Source organism: Streptomyces goshikiensis (genome assembly GCF_014650555.1).
Lineage (GTDB): Bacteria > Actinomycetota > Actinomycetes > Streptomycetales > Streptomycetaceae > Streptomyces > Streptomyces goshikiensis.
The window spans coordinates 103,431-119,269 of record NZ_BMVE01000004.1; the positions used below are offsets into that span (position 1 = coordinate 103,431).

The following is a 15,839-nucleotide window of genomic DNA, read 5'->3' on the forward strand; positions in this document are numbered from 1 at the left end:
CATCCTGGCCGCATGGCCATCACCGACACGCCCGAGCACACCGTCCCCGCCGACAACGGTGAGGTGAACCTGCTCATCGCCCGCCAGGTGGAGCCGGGCCACGAGGAGACGTTCGAGGCGTGGGCCCACGGGATCCTGGAGACGGCCGCGGCCTTCCCGGACCACCTGGGGTACGGACTGTTCCGTCCGGCGACGGAGGGCGGCCCCTGATTCCTGGTGCACCGCTTCCGCAACGAGGCGGCGTTCCAGCGCTGGCAGGACTCCGCCGAGCGGGCCCAGTGGTTCTCGAACTGCCTCGGCCACCACCACACGGAGATAGCCCGGCGGGAACTGCACGGGATGGAGACCTGGTTCGCCAAGCCGGGTACGACCCGGCCCGCGCCGCCGCGCTGGAAGATGGCGGTCAGCTCGGGGCTGGCCATCTTCCCGATCTCGCTCGCGGGCAACGCGGTGCTCGGGCCGTACCTGGTGGATCTGCACTTCGTCCTGCGGACGGCCGCCTTCGCCGTCGTCTTCAGCACCCTGATGACCTACCTGGCGATGCCGGCCGTCAGCAGGCTGCTGCGGCCGTGGCTGACGAAGTGAGCCACGGCTATTCCAGCGTGGTGACGGCCAGCTCGCCGTCCGCGTACTGCTTGCGGATCACCTTCTTGTCGAACTTGCCGACGCTGGTCTTGGGAACCGCCTCGATGAGGGTCCAGCGCTCGGGCAGCTGCCACTTGGCGATCGACTGGCCGAGGAACGCGCGCAGCCCCGCGTAGTCCACGGTCGCGCCCTCCTTGAGGACGACGGTGGCCAGCGGCCGCTCGCCCCACTTGTCGTCGGGCACGGCGACGACCGCCGCCTCCGCGACCTCGGGGTGCGCCATCAGGGCGTTCTCCAGCTCCTGGCTGCTGATCCATTCGCCGCCGGACTTGATGACGTCCTTGGCCCGGTCGGTCAGGGTGAGGAAGCCGTCCGCGCTGATCACGCCGACGTCGCCGGTCTTCAGCCAGCCGTCGGCGCTGAACTTGTCCTCCGGGCGGAAGGGCTCGCCGGCCGCCCCGCCGTAGTAGGCGCCCGCGATCCAGGCGCCGCGCACCTCCAGCTCGCCCGCCGACTCCCCGTCCCAGGGAAGGAGGTCACCGCCGGGGCCGACCAGGCGCGCCTCGACGCCCGCCGGGAAGCGGCCCTGGGTGATCCGGTACGGCCACTCCTCCTCGGCGCTCAGGCCGCCCGGCGGGTGCGCCATGGTGCCCAGCGGGGAGGTCTCGGTCATGCCCCAGGCGTGGCAGAGCCGGACGCCGAGCTTGTCGTATGCCTCCATCAGCGAGGGCGGACAGGCCGCGCCGCCGATGGTGACCTGCTTCATCGAGCTCAGGTCGCGCGGGTTGGCGGTGACCTCGGCGAGCAGTCCCTGCCAGATCGTGGGGACGGCCGCGGCGTACGAGGGCTTCTCCCGCTCGATCATCTCGGCGAGGGGGGCCGGCTGAAGGAAGCGGTCCGGCATCAGCAGGTTGATGCCGGTCATGAACGTGGCGTGCGGCAGGCCCCAGGCGTTCACGTGGAACTGCGGGACGACGACGAGGGCGGTGTCCTTGTCGGTCAGCCCCATCGACTGGGTCATGTTGACCTGCATGGAGTGCAGGTAGATCGATCGGTGCGAGTAGACGACGCCCTTGGGCTCCCCGGTGGTGCCGGAGGTGTAGCACATGGCGGCTGCCTGGCGCTCGTCCAGCTCGGGCCAGGGGTAGGTGTCGGGGCGGCCCGCGATCAGCTCCTCGTACTCGTGCACGCGCACGTCGAGGCCTTCGAGCACGGAGCGGTCGCCGACGCCGGAGACCACGACGTGGTCGATGGTCGGCAGGTGCGGCAGCAGCGGCGCGAGCAGCGGCAGCAGGGAGCCGTTGACCAGCACGACCCGGTCCGCGGCGTGGTTGACGATGAAGACCAATTGCTCCGGGGGCAGCCGGAGGTTGAGGGTGTGCAGCACCGCGCCCATGGAGGGGATCGCGAAGTACGCCTCGACGTGCTCAGCGTTGTTCCACATCAAGGTGGCGACTCGTTCGTCCTGCTGGACGCCGAACTCATCACGCAGAGCGTTGGCGAGGCGGGTGGCGCGGGTACCGATCTCGGCAAAGCTGCGGCGTTGCGGCTCAGCCTCCCCGGTCCAGGTCGTGACCTGGGACTTCCCGTGGATCGTCATCCCGTGTCGGAGTATGCGGGTGACGAGGAGCGGTACGTCCTGCATGGTGCTCAGCAAAGCGTCCTCCCGGAAGGCGCTGCGGCGCTGCGACGGCTACGGATGCTGCCGATTCTGCGCACGTACCGGTCGGCATGTCACTACCCGAATGTACAAACACGTCGAGTATTCGCCGCGTAAGCCCGTCGGCGGGAGGTTTCACGTGAAACACCCGCTCTGTTTCACGTGAAACACGGCGCGCCCGTTTCACGTGAAACATCGCCCGGTCAGCGGACCGGGGTGAGTTCCGGATCCTCGCGGAGCTTGACCAGGGCGCGGGAGACGGCGCTCTTGACGGTGCCGACCGAGACCCCGAGGAGCTCGGCGGTCTGCACCTCGGTCAGGTCCTCGTAGTAGCGCAGGACGACCATCGCCCGCTGCCGGTCGGGCAGCCGGGTCACCGCGCGCCACATGGCATCGCGCAGCGCCTGCGCCTCGGCGGGATCGGCTGCCGGGGCCGCTTCGGTCTCGGGGAGCTCCTCGCAGGCGAACTCGTCGACCTTGCGCTTGCGCCACTGGGAGGTGCGGGTGTTGACCAGGGCCCGCCGGACATAGCCGTCCAGGGCGCGATGGTCCTCGATCCGGTCCCAGGCGACGTAGGTCTTCGCGAGGGCCGTCTGGAGCAGGTCCTCGGCATCGCACGGGTTGGCGGTGAGGGAGCGGGCGGTGCGCATCAGGACGGTGCCCCGGGTCCTTACGTACGCCGAGAACGACGGGTACGGCGTCGGATTCGAGGCGAGCGTGCACACAGGCGTGGTCATGTGTCCACGCTATGAGCGCGCTCCTGTTCTGGGATCGGCCGCAGGTGCCGAAGGGGGATCCGTCTCAGGTTGTAGGGGCGGAGCCCGTCCCACCTCCTGAAGGTGGAGGGGACGGGGTCCCGCGGTACCAGTCCGCGGGACCTCCTCAGCCGTCCGCGCCGAGGATCAGACCGGAGGTCGGCACCCCGGTACCGGCCGTGACCAAGGTGTGCGCCGCGCCGGCGACCTGGTTGACGGAGCTGCCGCGGAGCTGGCGGACGGCCTCGGCGATGCCGTTCATACCGTGCAGGTACGCCTCCCCGAGCTGGCCGCCGTGGGTGTTGACGGGCAGCGCGTCGGCGGCCATGAAATCGGCGGCCTCTCCGGGCCCGCAGAAGCCGAACTCCTCCAGCTGCATCAGCACGAACGGGGTGAAGTGGTCGTAGAGGATGCCGACGTCGATGTCCGACGGGCGCAGCCCGCTGGTCCGCCACAGCTGGCGGGCGACCACGTCCATCTCCGGGAGTCCGGTCAGGTCGTCGCGGTAGAAGGAGGTCATGGCCTCCTGGCGGCGGCCGGCGCCCTGCGCGGCCGCCGTGATCACGGCGGGTGCGTGCCTCAGGTCCCTGGCCCGTTCGGTGCTGGTGACGACGAGGGCCTGGCCGCCGTCCGTCTCCTGGCAGCAGTCCAGCAGCCGCAGCGGTTCGACGATCCACCGCGAGGCGGCGTGGTCGGCGAGGGTGATGGGCTTGCCGTGGAAGTGGGCGGCGGGGTTGTTCGCGGCGTGGCGGCGGTCGGTGACCGCGACGTGGCCGAAGGCGTCGGGCGTCAGGTTGTAGGTGTACAGGTAGCGCTGGGCGGTCATGGCCACCCAGGAGGCGGGGGTGAGCAGCCCCCAGGGCAGCGCCCAGCCGAGGGCAGCTCCCTCGGCGGAGGGTTCGCGCTGCTGCACGCCGGAGCCGAAGCGGCGCCCGGACCGCTCGTTGAAGGCGCGGTAGCAGACCACGACCTCGGCGACCCCGGTCGCGACGGCCAGGGCGGCCTGCTGGACGGTGGCGCAGGCCGCGCCGCCGCCGTAGTGGATGCGGGAGAAGAAGGAGAGGTCACCGATGCCTGCCGCCTGGGCCACGGTGATCTCGGGGCTGGTGTCCATCGTGAAGGTGACCATGCCGTCGACGTCGCCGGGGCTGAGCCCGGCGTCGTCGAGCGCGGCGTGGACGGCCTCGACGGCGAGCCCCAGCTCGCTGCGGCCGGAGTCCTTGGAGAACTCGGTCGCGCCGATGCCGGCGATGGCGGCGCGGCCGCCGAGTCCGTCGCGGTTGCGCACGCTCATGCCGGGACCTCCTCGGCGCCGAGGGTGACGGTGACGGTTCCGGTGACGTGGTGGCCGATCCCGTTGGCGCCGGTCACCCGGATCTCGGCGGTGTTCCCGTTCAGGGCGGTGACGGTGCCGGACAGGGTCATCGTGTCGCCGGGGTAGTTGGGGGCGCCGAGGCGGATGGCCACCTTGCGCAGGACGGCGTACGGCCCGAGGCGGTCGGTGATGTAGCGGCCGACCAGGCCGTTGGTGGTCAGGATGTTCATGAAGATGTCCGGGGAGCCCTTCGCCCTCGCGAGCTCGGCGTCGTGGTGCACGTCCTGGTAGTCGCGGGAGGCGATCGCGCCCGCGACGATCAGGGTGCGGGTCACGGGGATCTCCAGCGGCGCCAGTGTGTCGCCGACGTTCATGCGTCATCCCCCTCGGGTGTGCCGGACACGTGCGGCGCGTCCGGTGCGTCAGCCGAATCAGCCGGATCAGCCGGATCTGGCGCCTCCGGTGTGTCGGGTGTGTCCGGCTCTTCGGCGGATATGAGGGCGCCCAGCTCGGCCAGCAGCTCGCTGCCGCAGCCCAGGTACGCGTCCAGCTGGCGTCCCCACAGGAAGTGGCGGTGGACGGGGTGGTCCAGGTCGGCGCCCATCCCGCCGTGCAGGTGCTGGCCCGTGTGCACGACCCGCTTGCCCGCCTCGGAGGCCCACCAGGCCGCCGTCAGCGCGTGCTCGCGCGCCGGCAGCCCCTCGTCGATGCGCCAGGCCGCCTCGTAGGCGGTGACCCGGATCGCCTCGGTGTCCATGTGGGCGTCGGCCGCGCGCAGCATGACTGCCTGGTTCGTGGACAGCGGGCGGCCGAACTGCTCGCGGGTGGAGGTGTACTCCACGGCGCGGGCCAGCGAGCCCGCGCAGACCCCCGCCTGGAGCCCGGCGAAGGCGGTCCGGGCGGCGGCGAGGACCTGGTCGTGGGCGTCCCCGGCGCCGAGCCGCTCGGCCGGCGCCCCGGTCAGGCTCAGCCGGCCCGCCGACCAGGGGGCGGTGGTCTCGACCGGCTCGGTGCGCACGCCGGGCGCGTCCGTCCGTACGAACCACAGGGCCCGGTCCGCGTCGGGGACCAGGACGTGGGTGGCCTCGCGGAGCCAGGGCACGACGGGCGCGGTTCCGGTGAGCCGCCCGTCCGGCGAGGCGGTGATCCGGCCGCGGGCGGGGAAGGCGCCGGTGGCCACCGCCTCACCCGTCCCGAGCACGGGCAGCAGCCGGGCCCGCTGCTCGGGGCTGCCGTGTCCGGCGACCGGCAGGATGCCGTACACGCAGGTGGCGGCGTACGGGACCTGCGCGGTGGTGCGACCCTGCTCCTCCAGCAGCAGCACCAGGCCGAGCAGGCCGACGTCCTCGACGGCGGCGGTCAGGCCGGCGGTGGTGAGGGCCTTCCACAGCTCGGCGTCGCTGCCGGTGCCCGCGGCGGCGAGGCGGTCGTGGGTGGCGAGGTCGCCGAAGATCCGGGCGGCGAGTCCGGCCGCGGCGGCCTGCTCCTCGGTGGGACGGAAGTCCATCAGCCCTCGCTCCCCCGGAAGACGGGCAGTTCCAGGTCCTCGTCCACGCGCAGGAACTCCAGCCGCACGGGCATGCCGATGCGCACCTTGTCGTACGGGACACCGGTGATGTTGCCGATCATCCGGACGCCCTCGGCGAGTTCGACGAGCGCGACCGCGTACGGCGGGTCGAAGGCCGGGAACGGCGGGTGGTGCATGACGACGTACGAGAAGACCGTGCCGGCTCCGGACGCCTCGACGGTGCCCCACTCCGGGCTCGCGCAGGCGTTGCAGCCGGGGAGCCACGGGAAGCGGAGCGTCGCGCAGGAGGAACAGCGCTGGATCAGCAGCCGGTGCGCGCGGACGCCCTCCCAGAACCCGTGGTTGTCGCGGTTGATCACGGGGCGGGGGCGCCGGGCGGGCTGCTTCGGCGGCAGTGGCCGCGCGGGTTGCGCTGTCGTGGCCGCCGGCCGGTACTTGAGGATCCGGAAGCGGTGCGTCCCGGCGGGCTCGCCGTTCGCGCGGACGTCCATGCGGGTGGTCACGAAGTGGCCGGTGCCCAGCTTGGTCGTCTTGCGCGCAGACACCGACTCGATGACGGCGTCGAAGGTGACCGCGTCGCCGGGGCGCAGCGGCCTCAGGTACTCCTGCTCGCAGTCGGTGGCGACCACGGAGGTGCAGCCCGCCCCGTCGAGCAGCGCGAGGAGCTGGTCGTAGGCGCAGGAGCGGTCGCTGTGGCCGGAGAGCCCGCCCATGGTCCAGGCCTGGAGCATCGTGGGCGGTGCGATGGCGTCCGGACCGGTGTAGGCGGGGCTGGTGTCGCCCATCGCCTCGCACCAGTGGCGGATCATCGGCTCGTTGACCGGGTCCTTGGCCCGTCCGGCGATGGCCGCGGGCCGCCCCTCGAAGGCCTTGAGCAGCTCGTGGAACCGGGCCGCCTCTTCGTCGGCCGTGGCCGTCATCGCTTCCTCCCCTTCATGCCGAGCCGCATCATGGCGACGATCTCCCGTTGGACCTCGCTGACCCCGCCGCCGAAGGTGTTGATCTGGGCGGCCCGGTTCATCCGCTCCAGTTCCCCGCCCGCGAAGGCCCCGGGCCCCCGGACGAGGGCTTCCTCGCCCACCACCTCCTGGCACATCCGGTACACCTCGACGGTGGATTCGGTGCCGAGGAACTTGACGCCGCTGGCGTCTCCGGGGGCGAGGGCGCCGCCGCCCACGTCCTGGACGAGGCGCCAGTTGAGCAGGCGTACGGCGGCCAGGCGGGCGTGCGCCTCGGCGAGCCGGGACCGTACCCAGGGCCGGTCGGCCGGGCGCTCGCCGGTCACCGGGTCGGGGGTGCGGGCGTGGCGGAGCGCGTCCTCGTAGAAGTCCTCGGCCTGCATGCCGATGGCGGCGAGGGCCACGCGCTCGTGGTTGAGCTGGTTGGTGATCAGTCCCCAGCCGCCGTGCTCGGGCCCGACGAGGTTGCCGGCCGGTACGCGGACGCAGTCGTAGTACGTCGCCGTGGTGGTCAGCCCTCCGACGGTCTCGATCGGGGTCCAGGCGAAGCCGGGGGCGCCCGTGGGCACCAGGATGATGGAGATGCCCTTGTGCTTGGGTGCCCGCGGATCGGTGCGGCAGGCGAGCCAGATCCAGTCCGCGTTCTGGGCGTTGGAAGTGAAGATCTTCTGTCCGTCGATCACCCAGTCCCCGGCGGTGCCCCGGCCAGCGCCGTCGTCGCGGACGGCCCGGGTGCGCAGTGAGGCGAGGTCGGTGCCGGCCTCGGGCTCGGAGTACCCGATGGCGAAGACGAGCTCCCCCGCGAGGATGCGGGGCAGGAAGTAGTCCTTCTGCTCCCGCGTCCCGTACTTCATCAGGGTCGGGCCGACGGTGTTGAGGGTGACCATGGAGACGGGTGCCCCGGCCCGGTAGGCCTCGTCGAAGAACACGAACTGCTCGTCGGCGCCCCGGCCCTGGCCGCCGTACTCGACGGGCCAGCCCAGGCCGAGCAGTCCGTCGGCGCCGATGCGGCGCAGCAGCGCGCGCTGGGCCGCGGGATCCTCGGGGGCTCCGTCGGGCAATAGATCGCGGAAGTACTCACGCAGTTCGGCGCGGAGCCTCAACTGACCTTCGGTCGGGGCGAGGTGCACGGCGCGGGCCTCCCGGACGACATCGACGAGTGAACCTGACTGTCCGTCAGATTCCTGGTCGGTGTCAAGGTCGGGAACGCGCGAGGGCGCCCGCGGTACCGGACCCCAGCCGGTCCGGTCACACGGGCGCCCTCAGTGGTCGGAGCGACTCAGGAGCGCCTACGGCAGCGGGAGGAAGTTCACCGCGATGTTCTGGCTCTCCTGGTTGAGGGCCGTGGAGGCCGAGCCGTTGACCTGCGCCGTGTTGCTCTGGTTGGACGCACCTGAGCCCGTGGCGACCTGCTGCGAGGTGGCGGAGTTGCCGTTGTTGTCGCCACCCACGCCGCTGCCGAGGATGCCGGCCACGCTCGCATTCGATCCGTCGTTCGCGAGGGCGCCGTTGTCCGCCGAGGCGACCCCGCCGAAGACCGCGAGGGCGAGGGGGAGCGAGGCGATGACGGCGACGACGCGGGCGGTACGGATGCTTGCCATGTATTCATCCTCCAGAAAACCGAAATGGGCTTTGCTCCAGGACAGTTGGCCGACTGCCCCGATCGATCTACGCGGTGACGTCTTCGCGAGATCAGAGTTGCCCACGGATCCCCGGCGAACCACCCGAGAGGCCCCGAATCCCCCGCAAGCATGAGCAACATCGGATAAACCTCATTCGCGCCCCCAACGCCCCAGGTCAGCACCCCGGAACCGGTTGAAACCCGGGCGCCCCACGGGATGAACGTTCCGGCAAAACGGCGCACCCCGGACATGCCGATGAGGGCCGCGTCGTTCGGGAACCCCACCGTCTCCCGAGCCTGCGGCCCTGCGCTACCAAGCTTCGCGCCCCCTGCGCGCCCCCGGCGCCCGCCGGGGCGATCACGCGGTGCCCCACGCCGGGGCACAGCACGGCGCGAGCCACGGCCGTCACCGACCGGTCTCCAGCGCCTGCGTTCGCGTACGTCTTACATCGACTGCGTGGACTGCCTGAGCTACATGCTCTGCGTGCTCGCCGTGCCCTGCACGGCCTGTGCGACCTCTACGGCTTGTGCGGCTTGTGCGGCTTGTACGACTTCTACGGCTTGTACGTGGACTCGCAACGGCTACGCGGCGAGCGCCAGCGCTTCGCGGGCGGCTCCGGCGGACGCTCCGGCCGGCATCGCAGCCGACGTTCGGGTGATCGCCCGGCCCGTTGCTCCCGTCGGCGTACCGGCAGACGCTCCGGCAGGTGCTCCGTCGGACAGGGCGGTGGCAGCGGTGGTCGAGCGGCGGACGGACGGGGTCTTGCCATGGGCCTCGGCACGGATGCGCTGCTTGATGGTCGGCGGGAGCGAACCGCCCCGCATCATCGCCCGCCACGTCCGCCGCGCCATCATCACCGGACGGCGTACGGCGGCGGTCGCGGGAACGGCGGCGGCGACGGGCACTCCGGCGGCGGAGGCGGCGGCCGGGGCCGTCTTACGGGCGAAGCCGAGGAGGGCGAAGAAGGCCACGAGGGCGGCGAGGACAGTGGTCCAGATCGACGTGGTGCTGCGGTGAGCCATGGCGGCGTGCCTCATTTCTCGATAGTCCGACGGACGATGTTCCGACGGGCGGATCTGCATACATTCGTCATGATGTGTTCGCAACCGCAGCGCTCCCACCACGCGCGCCGATCTTCCGACAAACACCACCCGGAAGGCCTACCGACGCCTCCGGGCCCCTGGACTCGCGCCCCGTGGCGATCGGCATGACGCTGATTCCATGAGCGCGTCACGACCGGACCCGCCACCGCCTTCCGGCCCACCACAGCAGCCCTGGGGCCCGAGACCCCCCGCGCCACGCCGACGCAGGCGCTGGCCGTGGGTCGTGCTGGTCCTCGCGCTGTTGCTGGTCGGGGGCTGTGTGGCCGTCATCGGGGTCGTCGTCGACAAGGTCTCGAAGGAGTCATCGCGCACCGTGCGGATCACGTACGCGGCCGCCGGGAACACGCAGGACGTGGACATCACCTACTCGACCTGGCGCGACGGAAACCTGGAAGTGAACCAGGACAACGACGCGAGGCTGCCGTGGACCAAGGAGATCCACACGAAGGGCTTCCTCAAGGGCGGGGCGCTGGTCGTCACACTCGGCCCGGACGGTGGCACCGCCACCTGCTCGGTGACGGTCGACGACGCCCGCCCGATCACCGCGACGGCCTCCGGAGCGTTCGCCTCGGCCGTGTGCAAGGGCTTCTGACCACCGCTTCTGCCCCGCTTCTGCCACCGCTAGCGACTGCGCCGGGAGACGAAGAAGGGGCGCCCCTCACGAGGGGCGCCCCTTCGGCCCGCGCATGCGCCGGCCTGGTGCGGTGGGTGTGGGATTTGAACCCACGGTGACTCGCGCCACGACGGTTTTCAAGACCGTTCCCTTAGGCCGCTCGGGCAACCCACCTGGCCGGTACAGAGTACCGGCAGGTGGGGGGCGGGCGGGTCAGGAATTCTGGGCCTTGTCGTAGGCCGCCTTCGCCTCGTTGCCGAAGTACGGCCCGTACATCCGGTTGGGCAGGAAGCTGTAGCCGAAGCTGTTCACCGAGACCTGGGTGCCCAGGCCGGTGGCCTCGTTGAAGTCCTGGAGCCAGGGGCCGCCGCTGGAGCCGCCGGTCATGTTGCAGCCCAGGCTGTGGTCCTTGGTCAGCAGGAAGTCCTTACCGGTGTTCCCGCTGCAGTAGACCAGCTTGGTGCCGTCGTAGGGCGCCGCGGCAGGAAAGCCGAAGGAGTACATCTTCTTGTTGTAGCCGCCGTTGAAGAGGATTCCCTGGGCGCCGACCACCTGGCTGAGCTTCTGGCCGTTCAGCGGGGCGACGACGGCCAGGCCGACGTCCATGTTCATGTCCTCGCTGGCCGCCCACTGGTCGGTCGCGAAGGTCTTGGTGGCCGACCACTGGCCATAGGGCGCGTTGCCGTTGTTGTAGGCCGGGACGAAGACCCAGTTGGTGTGCCAGGCGCCCTGGTACTTCACGCAGTGCCCGGCCGTGATCACCGTGCTGCCGTTGGCGCTGGTGATGGAGTCTCCGGAGCAGGAGGCCGTCCGGTCTCCCATGGTGAAGAAGACCCGGCCGGAGGTCTTCACCACCGCGCCGCCGCCCGTCCACGCGCCGCCCGCCTGTGGGAAGGCCGTGGGGGAGGAGGCTGCCGTCGGGGCGATGGCCGTGGGCCGGTCCACCGCGGTGGCCCCGGTACGGAGGGCTCCCGGGGCCGCCGTCACATCGAGCGGGGTGGCGTTGCGCATCCGCTCGGCGGTCCAGAAGCCCCGGGTGTGCTGCTGCCGGAACGAGGCCGAGTCCGCGGGGGCGGCCGCCGAAGGGGTGGCCGCCGTCAGCGCGCCCGCGATCAGGGCGCCCGCCGCCAGGAGGACCGATGCTGCCGTGCGATGACGATTCACGCAGGACTCCTTCTGCCGTGCCCGGTCCGGTCGGTGCCGGGCAGGGTGGGGGTGAAGAGCTGTCGGTGCGGATCGGCTGCAGGGTCGCACGCAGGACGTGAGATGTCAGGGGACGGTCAGAACGTTCGGGCGGTTCCGGCCAGGAATTGGCCAACTCCCTTCCCTCCGGGCCTCATACGGTGAGTGCCACTCCGGCGTACGAGACCCCGGCCACCACCACCCAGGCCCCGAGCCCCAGTACCGCGGCCCGCCCTCCCGTCCGGGCCAGCGTCGGCAGGTGCACCGCGCTCCCCAGACCGAACAGGGCCGCCGCGAGCAGTGCCTCCTGCGCGGTGTGCGCCCACTCCAGCGCCGCTTCCGGCAGTACCCCGGTGGCGCGCAGTCCGGCCGCCACCAGGAACCCGGCGACGAACAGCGGCACCGGCGCCGGCCTGCGTCCCGAGGCCGTGCGCACCCCGCGCCGGCGGGCCCGTACGGAGAAGGCCACGGCGGCCACCAGCGGGGCCAGCAGGGCCACCCGCATCAGCTTGACCAGCACCGCCTCGCCGAGCGCCCCCGGGCCGGCCGTCTGGGCGGTGGCCACCACCTGCCCGACGTCGTGGACGCTCGCGCCCACCCAGCGCCCGAAGGCCAGGTCGGAGAGGCCCAACGGCCCCTGGAGCAGCGGAAGTACCGCGATGGCCAGGGTGCCGCACAGCGTCACCAGTGCCACCGAGGAGGCCACGTCCTCCTCGTCGCTGCCGGACACCTCGCTGACCGCGCCGATCGCCGAGGCCCCGCATATCGAGTAGCCCGTGGCTATCAACAGTGGCTGGTCCCCCGGCAGACCGAGCTTGCGGCCCAACCAGAGCGTTCCGAAGAAGGTGGCCGCCACGACTGCGACGACCATCGCGACCGTCGCCCAGCCCAGCCGGAGCACCTGGTCCAGGCCCAGTCCGAGGCCCAGCAGGACGATGCCGATCCGCATCAGCCGTCGTCCGGCCAGGGAGAGCCCGGGGCGGGCGGTGCCGCGCACGAAGGTCCGTATGCCGGGGAGGTGAGCCACCGCGATGCCCAGGACCACCGAGGCCGTGAGCATCGGCACCGCCGGGACCAGCCAGTGGATGCTCCACGCGACGACGGCGCCCGCCGTCGCCAGCGCCAACCCCGGCCAGGAGGTGGATGTTTCACGTGAAACACGAGGCGCCCGCACCACCTGGTGGGTAGGGCGGTTCAGCAGCGCCATCAGTCGGTGGGGAGCGTGTAGACGCGGCGGACACTGCTGCCGAGGCGGGCGACGTCGGCTCCGTAGACATGCAGGGAGATCGCCGTCGTACGACAGGAGTTGCGGACCTTGTGGATGTCGCCGGGCGGGGCGAACCCGCAGACGTCACCGGGGCCGTTGACCACCTCTTCGGTCGCCACCAGCCGGGCCCCGACGGACCCCGTGGCGGGGGCCAGCCGGTAGCGGAGCTCGCTCTCCTCGCCCTCGTGCACACCGGCCACGCACCACGAGACGTGATCGTGGATGGCGGTCTCCTGACCGGGCAGCCACACCAGCGCCACCACCGAGAAGCTGCCGTCCGGCTCGGCGTGCAGGACGTGCTGGCGGTACCGGTCGGCGTGCCCCACCCGCTGCTCGGGAGTGAGCAGGTCGGGGGTGCCCAGGTGCGGGGCCACGCGCTCGCCGACCAGGTAGGCGGTCAGATCGGGGGCGAGGCCCCGGTCCACGACCGTGCGGATCTCACTGACGAGTGCGGCCATCCTCGCGGTGGTGCGGGCCTGGGTGGTGGTGGTCATATGGGCAGCGTCGAACAGTCAATCCATCACGTCCAACGACAGTTCTGACCCGAAATCCCAAGCACCGCTTATGGATCGCCCCGGCGGGATCGCCCGGTCAGCAGCCGACCCGGTTCGACGCGACCCGCTTCAGCTCGTCCAGCACCACCGCGGTCGCCGGGATCCGCAGATGGTCCCGGTACACGTACGCGGCGATGTGGCGGCGCGCGGCGGGTTGCAGCGGACGCCCACAGACCCGGCTCAGGGAGAGGGAGGGCAGCACCAGGGCGGGCATCATGGCCACGCCGAGCCCCTGGGCGACCAGGGACTGCACCACCAGGTTGTCATCGGTGGCGAACCGGATGTCGGGTACGAAGCCCAGCTCGGCGCACTCGTGCAGCAGATTCGCCCGGCAGCGCGGGCAGCCCGCTATCCACCGCTCCTCGGCGAGGTCGCCGAGGTTCACGGCGCGGCGCCGGGCCAGCGGATGGCCGGTCGGCAGCAGCACCGTCAGCTGGTCCTCCAGCAGTCTGACCTCGGCGACCTCGTCCGGGATCTCCTCGTGCAGCCCCGGGTAGGTGAAGGCCAGGGTGATGTCGCACTCCCCGCGCTCCAGCCGCCGCAGCGACTCCGGGGGCTCCCCCTCCAGCAGCTCCACCTGTACGCCGGGGTGGTTCATGGCGAGGCCGCTGAGCGCCTCCGGGACGAGGGTGACGTTGGCGCTGGGGAAGCCGCAGAGCCGGACCCGGCCGGTGCGCAGCCGGGCGTACGCCTTCAGCTGGGCTTCGGCGGCGGAGAGACTGCCGAGGATGGACTCGGCGTGCCGGGCCAGGGACTCCCCGGCCTCGGTGAGCTGCATCTTGCGGCCCACGCGGGTGAACAGCGGAGTGCCGACGGCGCGTTCGAGCGCCTTCATCTGCTGGGTGATCGCGGGCTGGGTGTAGCCCAGAACGCGAGCGGCCGCCGAGTACGACCCCGAGGCGACCACTTCGTGAAACGTACGTATGTGCCGCGAATCGAACACGGGGGAATCATAAGCGGACGTTGGGAGGGGCCGTAGGCGGATTCCCGCCCACGGCCCCTCTCCATCAAGCCACGGTTCTCTACTTGTCGCCGACCCGCGAGCCGAGCGTGATGTCGACCGTGTTCGGCTTGCCGTCGCGCACGTAGGTCAGCTTCACGACGTCGCCCGGCTTGTGCGTCCAGATCTCGCTGATCAGGCTCGGGCCGCTGTCGATCTGCTTGCCACCGAACTGGGTGATGAGGTCGCCGGGCTTCAGGCCCGCCTTGCCGGCCGGACCGTTCGGGTCGACCAGGTCGCCGGCGGAGGCACCGCTGTCGGAGATCTTGGCGCCCTCCGCCTTGGACTGGATGTCCACGGAGACCGAGATCACCGGGTAGACCGGCTTGCCCGTCTTGATCAGCGATTCGGCGACGTTCTTCGCCTGGTTGATCGGGATGGCGAAGCCGAGGCCGATGGAGCCGGCCTGGCCGCCGCCGAAGCCGCCGTTGCCGGCGGACTGGATCGCGGAGTTGATGCCGATGACCGCGCCGCGGCCGTCGATCAGCGGGCCGCCGGAGTTTCCGGGGTTGATCGAGGCGTCCGTCTGGAGGGCGCTCATGTACGAGTTCTTGCTGCCGGAGCCGTCACCGGAGGCCACCGGGCGGTTCTTGGCGCTGACGATGCCCGTCGTGACCGTATTGGAGAGGCCGAACGGCGCGCCGATCGCGATGGTCGGGTCGCCGACCGCGACCTTGTCGGAGTCACCCAGAGGCAGCGGCTTGAGGCCGGACGGCGGGTTCTTCAGCTTCAGCACGGCCACGTCGTAGCCCTGGGCACGGCCGATCACCTCGGCGTCGTACTTCTTGCCGTCGGAGAAGGTCGCGGAGAGCTTGCCGCCGTTCGCGGCGGAGGCCACCACATGGTTGTTGGTGAGGATGTGGCCCTGCTGGTCGTAGACGAACCCGGTGCCGGTGCCGCCCTCGCCGTCGCCGGCGGAAGCCTCGATGGTGACGACGCTGGGCAGCGCGCCGGCGGCCAGACCCGCGATGGAGCCGGAGTCCCGCTTGAGGTCCTTCGGGGTGTTGCCGGCGGTGATCGTGGTCGAGCCGATGCCGTTGCCGCCCGCGTCGTTGCGCTCGGCGGCCCAGTAGCCGATGCCGCCGCCGACACCGCCCGCGAGGAGGGCCGCCACGAGCACGGCGGCGAGCAGGCCGCCGCGGCCCTTCGGCTTGGGCGCCGGCTGGCCGTCGGCCGCGAGGTGAGCGCCCCAGCCGCCGTGGCCGCCGCCACCGTAGGCGGGGACGGTGGGCGGGGCCGGAGGCCAGCCCTCGGCGCCGTACGCGGCCGGAGCCGGGGCCTGCGGCGCGGGCGGCTGACCAGGGTGACCCGGCTGGCCGGGCTGGCCCGGGTGGCCGTAGGCGGGAGCCGGGCCCTGCTGGCCGTAGGCCGGGGTCGGCGGGATCTGCTGGGTGGGCTCGGTCCCCGGTGCCGGGGTCGGCGGGATCTGCTGGGTCACCGGCTCGGCGGCGGCCGGCGCGGGGCCCTCGGCGGGCGCCGCGTCAGCGGGTACGGCGGTCGGCGCGGGCGCCGCGGACGTCTCGGCGGCCGGGGCCGCGTCGGCGTTGGGAGCGGCCACCGGCACTGGGGGTGCGGACGGGGCCGCGGGGGGCGTAGGGGCCGCGGTGCCCTCGTTCTCGGTGCTCACAGCGCTCTCTCCTCGTCACACACAACACACACGGCTTCTGCACTATCGGGACCATCGGGGCGATGTCGG

At 71.7% G+C, this 15,839-nt stretch carries 17 protein-coding genes and 1 tRNA gene; 3 read left to right on the plus strand and 15 right to left on the minus strand.

Annotated features, from left to right (window positions below; genetic code table 11):
* The first annotated feature begins 12 nt into the window (after positions 1 to 12).
* Together IE248_RS37335 and IE248_RS37340 are read left to right on the plus strand one after the other, a co-directional pair.
* On the plus strand, positions 13 to 210 hold the full coding sequence (locus IE248_RS37335) for a putative antibiotic biosynthesis monooxygenase (RefSeq protein WP_229895305.1): 198 nt from the start codon (positions 13 to 15) through the stop codon (positions 208 to 210).
* A 6-nt stretch (positions 211 to 216) separates the two neighbouring features.
* Entirely contained in the window at positions 217 to 585 is a 369-nt protein-coding gene (locus IE248_RS37340) for a putative antibiotic biosynthesis monooxygenase (protein WP_229895306.1), read from the plus strand.
* Positions 586 to 592: 7 nt separating this feature from the next.
* Here IE248_RS37340 and IE248_RS13810 read toward each other — a convergent pair whose 3' ends face one another.
* From IE248_RS13810 to IE248_RS13850, 9 genes are all read right to left on the minus strand, one after another.
* The gene (locus IE248_RS13810) at positions 593 to 2,242 is read right to left on the minus strand and encodes a long-chain fatty acid--CoA ligase (protein WP_124289041.1); all 1,650 of its coding nucleotides are present in this window, start codon (positions 2,240 to 2,242) and stop codon (positions 593 to 595) included.
* A 206-nt stretch (positions 2,243 to 2,448) separates the two neighbouring features.
* A complete protein-coding gene (locus IE248_RS13815; protein WP_037792771.1) occupies positions 2,449 to 2,982 on the minus strand; it encodes a SigE family RNA polymerase sigma factor in 534 nt (177 codons plus the stop codon).
* Positions 2,983 to 3,127: 145 nt separating this feature from the next.
* Positions 3,128 to 4,294, minus strand: coding sequence for a lipid-transfer protein (locus IE248_RS13820; RefSeq protein ID WP_008741012.1), 1,167 nt, complete (start codon positions 4,292 to 4,294; stop codon positions 3,128 to 3,130).
* A complete protein-coding gene (locus IE248_RS13825) occupies positions 4,291 to 4,689 on the minus strand; it encodes a MaoC family dehydratase (RefSeq protein WP_190030877.1) in 399 nt (132 codons plus the stop codon). Before IE248_RS13825 ends, IE248_RS13820 begins: the two co-directional genes overlap by 4 nt.
* Positions 4,686 to 5,822, minus strand: coding sequence for an acyl-CoA dehydrogenase family protein (locus tag IE248_RS13830; protein WP_190030878.1), 1,137 nt, complete (start codon positions 5,820 to 5,822; stop codon positions 4,686 to 4,688). The genes IE248_RS13825 and IE248_RS13830 overlap by 4 nt, the downstream gene beginning before the upstream one ends.
* Positions 5,822 to 6,763: a bifunctional MaoC family dehydratase N-terminal/OB-fold nucleic acid binding domain-containing protein gene (locus tag IE248_RS13835; RefSeq protein ID WP_190030879.1), complete on the minus strand. Its 942-nt coding sequence runs from the start codon at positions 6,761 to 6,763 to the stop codon at positions 5,822 to 5,824. The genes IE248_RS13830 and IE248_RS13835 overlap by 1 nt, the downstream gene beginning before the upstream one ends.
* Positions 6,760 to 7,932, minus strand: coding sequence for an acyl-CoA dehydrogenase family protein (locus tag IE248_RS13840; RefSeq protein ID WP_190030880.1), 1,173 nt, complete (start codon positions 7,930 to 7,932; stop codon positions 6,760 to 6,762). The genes IE248_RS13835 and IE248_RS13840 overlap by 4 nt, the downstream gene beginning before the upstream one ends.
* 159 nt (positions 7,933 to 8,091) lie before the next feature.
* Entirely contained in the window at positions 8,092 to 8,403 is a 312-nt protein-coding gene (locus IE248_RS13845) for a hypothetical protein (protein ID WP_073797718.1), read from the minus strand.
* 602 nt (positions 8,404 to 9,005) lie between these two features.
* On the minus strand, positions 9,006 to 9,446 hold the full coding sequence (locus IE248_RS13850; protein WP_073797719.1) for a DUF6344 domain-containing protein: 441 nt from the start codon (positions 9,444 to 9,446) through the stop codon (positions 9,006 to 9,008).
* Positions 9,447 to 9,750: 304 nt separating this feature from the next.
* On the opposite strand from IE248_RS13850, the gene IE248_RS13855 reads away from it, so the two are divergent.
* Complete coding sequence (locus IE248_RS13855) at positions 9,751 to 10,119, plus strand: hypothetical protein (RefSeq protein ID WP_079196200.1); 369 nt, start codon at positions 9,751 to 9,753, stop codon at positions 10,117 to 10,119.
* A 110-nt stretch (positions 10,120 to 10,229) separates the two neighbouring features.
* On the opposite strand, the gene IE248_RS13860 is transcribed toward IE248_RS13855, so the two are convergent.
* The 6 genes from IE248_RS13860 to IE248_RS13885 form a co-directional block, all read right to left on the minus strand.
* A tRNA-Ser gene (locus tag IE248_RS13860) sits at positions 10,230 to 10,314 on the minus strand.
* A gap of 39 nt (positions 10,315 to 10,353) precedes the next feature.
* Positions 10,354 to 11,304, minus strand: a complete 951-nt coding sequence (locus tag IE248_RS13865; RefSeq protein ID WP_190030881.1) for a trypsin-like serine peptidase — start codon at positions 11,302 to 11,304, stop codon at positions 10,354 to 10,356.
* A 172-nt stretch (positions 11,305 to 11,476) separates the two neighbouring features.
* Positions 11,477 to 12,529, minus strand: coding sequence for a YeiH family protein (locus tag IE248_RS13870; protein ID WP_073797722.1), 1,053 nt, complete (start codon positions 12,527 to 12,529; stop codon positions 11,477 to 11,479).
* Entirely contained in the window at positions 12,529 to 13,083 is a 555-nt protein-coding gene (locus IE248_RS13875; protein WP_008741022.1) for a cysteine dioxygenase family protein, read from the minus strand. Before IE248_RS13875 ends, IE248_RS13870 begins: the two co-directional genes overlap by 1 nt.
* A 97-nt stretch (positions 13,084 to 13,180) precedes the next feature.
* Positions 13,181 to 14,086: a LysR family transcriptional regulator gene (locus IE248_RS13880; RefSeq protein ID WP_073797723.1), complete on the minus strand. Its 906-nt coding sequence runs from the start codon at positions 14,084 to 14,086 to the stop codon at positions 13,181 to 13,183.
* A gap of 79 nt (positions 14,087 to 14,165) precedes the next feature.
* A complete protein-coding gene (locus IE248_RS13885; RefSeq protein WP_073797724.1) occupies positions 14,166 to 15,770 on the minus strand; it encodes a S1C family serine protease in 1,605 nt (534 codons plus the stop codon).
* Positions 15,771 to 15,839 lie beyond the last annotated feature (69 nt).

Coding starts and splice junctions, on each gene's coding strand:
- IE248_RS13875 (WP_008741022.1), bottom strand. CDS start 13,083: ATGACCACCACCACCCAGGCCCGCACCACCGCGAGGATGGCCGCACTC.
- IE248_RS37335 (WP_229895305.1), top strand. CDS start 13: ATGGCCATCACCGACACGCCCGAGCACACCGTCCCCGCCGACAACGGT.
- IE248_RS13850 (WP_073797719.1), bottom strand. CDS start 9,446: ATGGCTCACCGCAGCACCACGTCGATCTGGACCACTGTCCTCGCCGCC.
- IE248_RS13825 (WP_190030877.1), bottom strand. CDS start 4,689: ATGAACGTCGGCGACACACTGGCGCCGCTGGAGATCCCCGTGACCCGC.
- IE248_RS13820 (WP_008741012.1), bottom strand. CDS start 4,294: ATGAGCGTGCGCAACCGCGACGGACTCGGCGGCCGCGCCGCCATCGCC.
- IE248_RS13815 (WP_037792771.1), bottom strand. CDS start 2,982: ATGACCACGCCTGTGTGCACGCTCGCCTCGAATCCGACGCCGTACCCG.
- IE248_RS13830 (WP_190030878.1), bottom strand. CDS start 5,822: ATGGACTTCCGTCCCACCGAGGAGCAGGCCGCCGCGGCCGGACTCGCC.
- IE248_RS13870 (WP_073797722.1), bottom strand. CDS start 12,529: ATGGCGCTGCTGAACCGCCCTACCCACCAGGTGGTGCGGGCGCCTCGT.
- IE248_RS13845 (WP_073797718.1), bottom strand. CDS start 8,403: ATGGCAAGCATCCGTACCGCCCGCGTCGTCGCCGTCATCGCCTCGCTC.
- IE248_RS13835 (WP_190030879.1), bottom strand. CDS start 6,763: ATGACGGCCACGGCCGACGAAGAGGCGGCCCGGTTCCACGAGCTGCTC.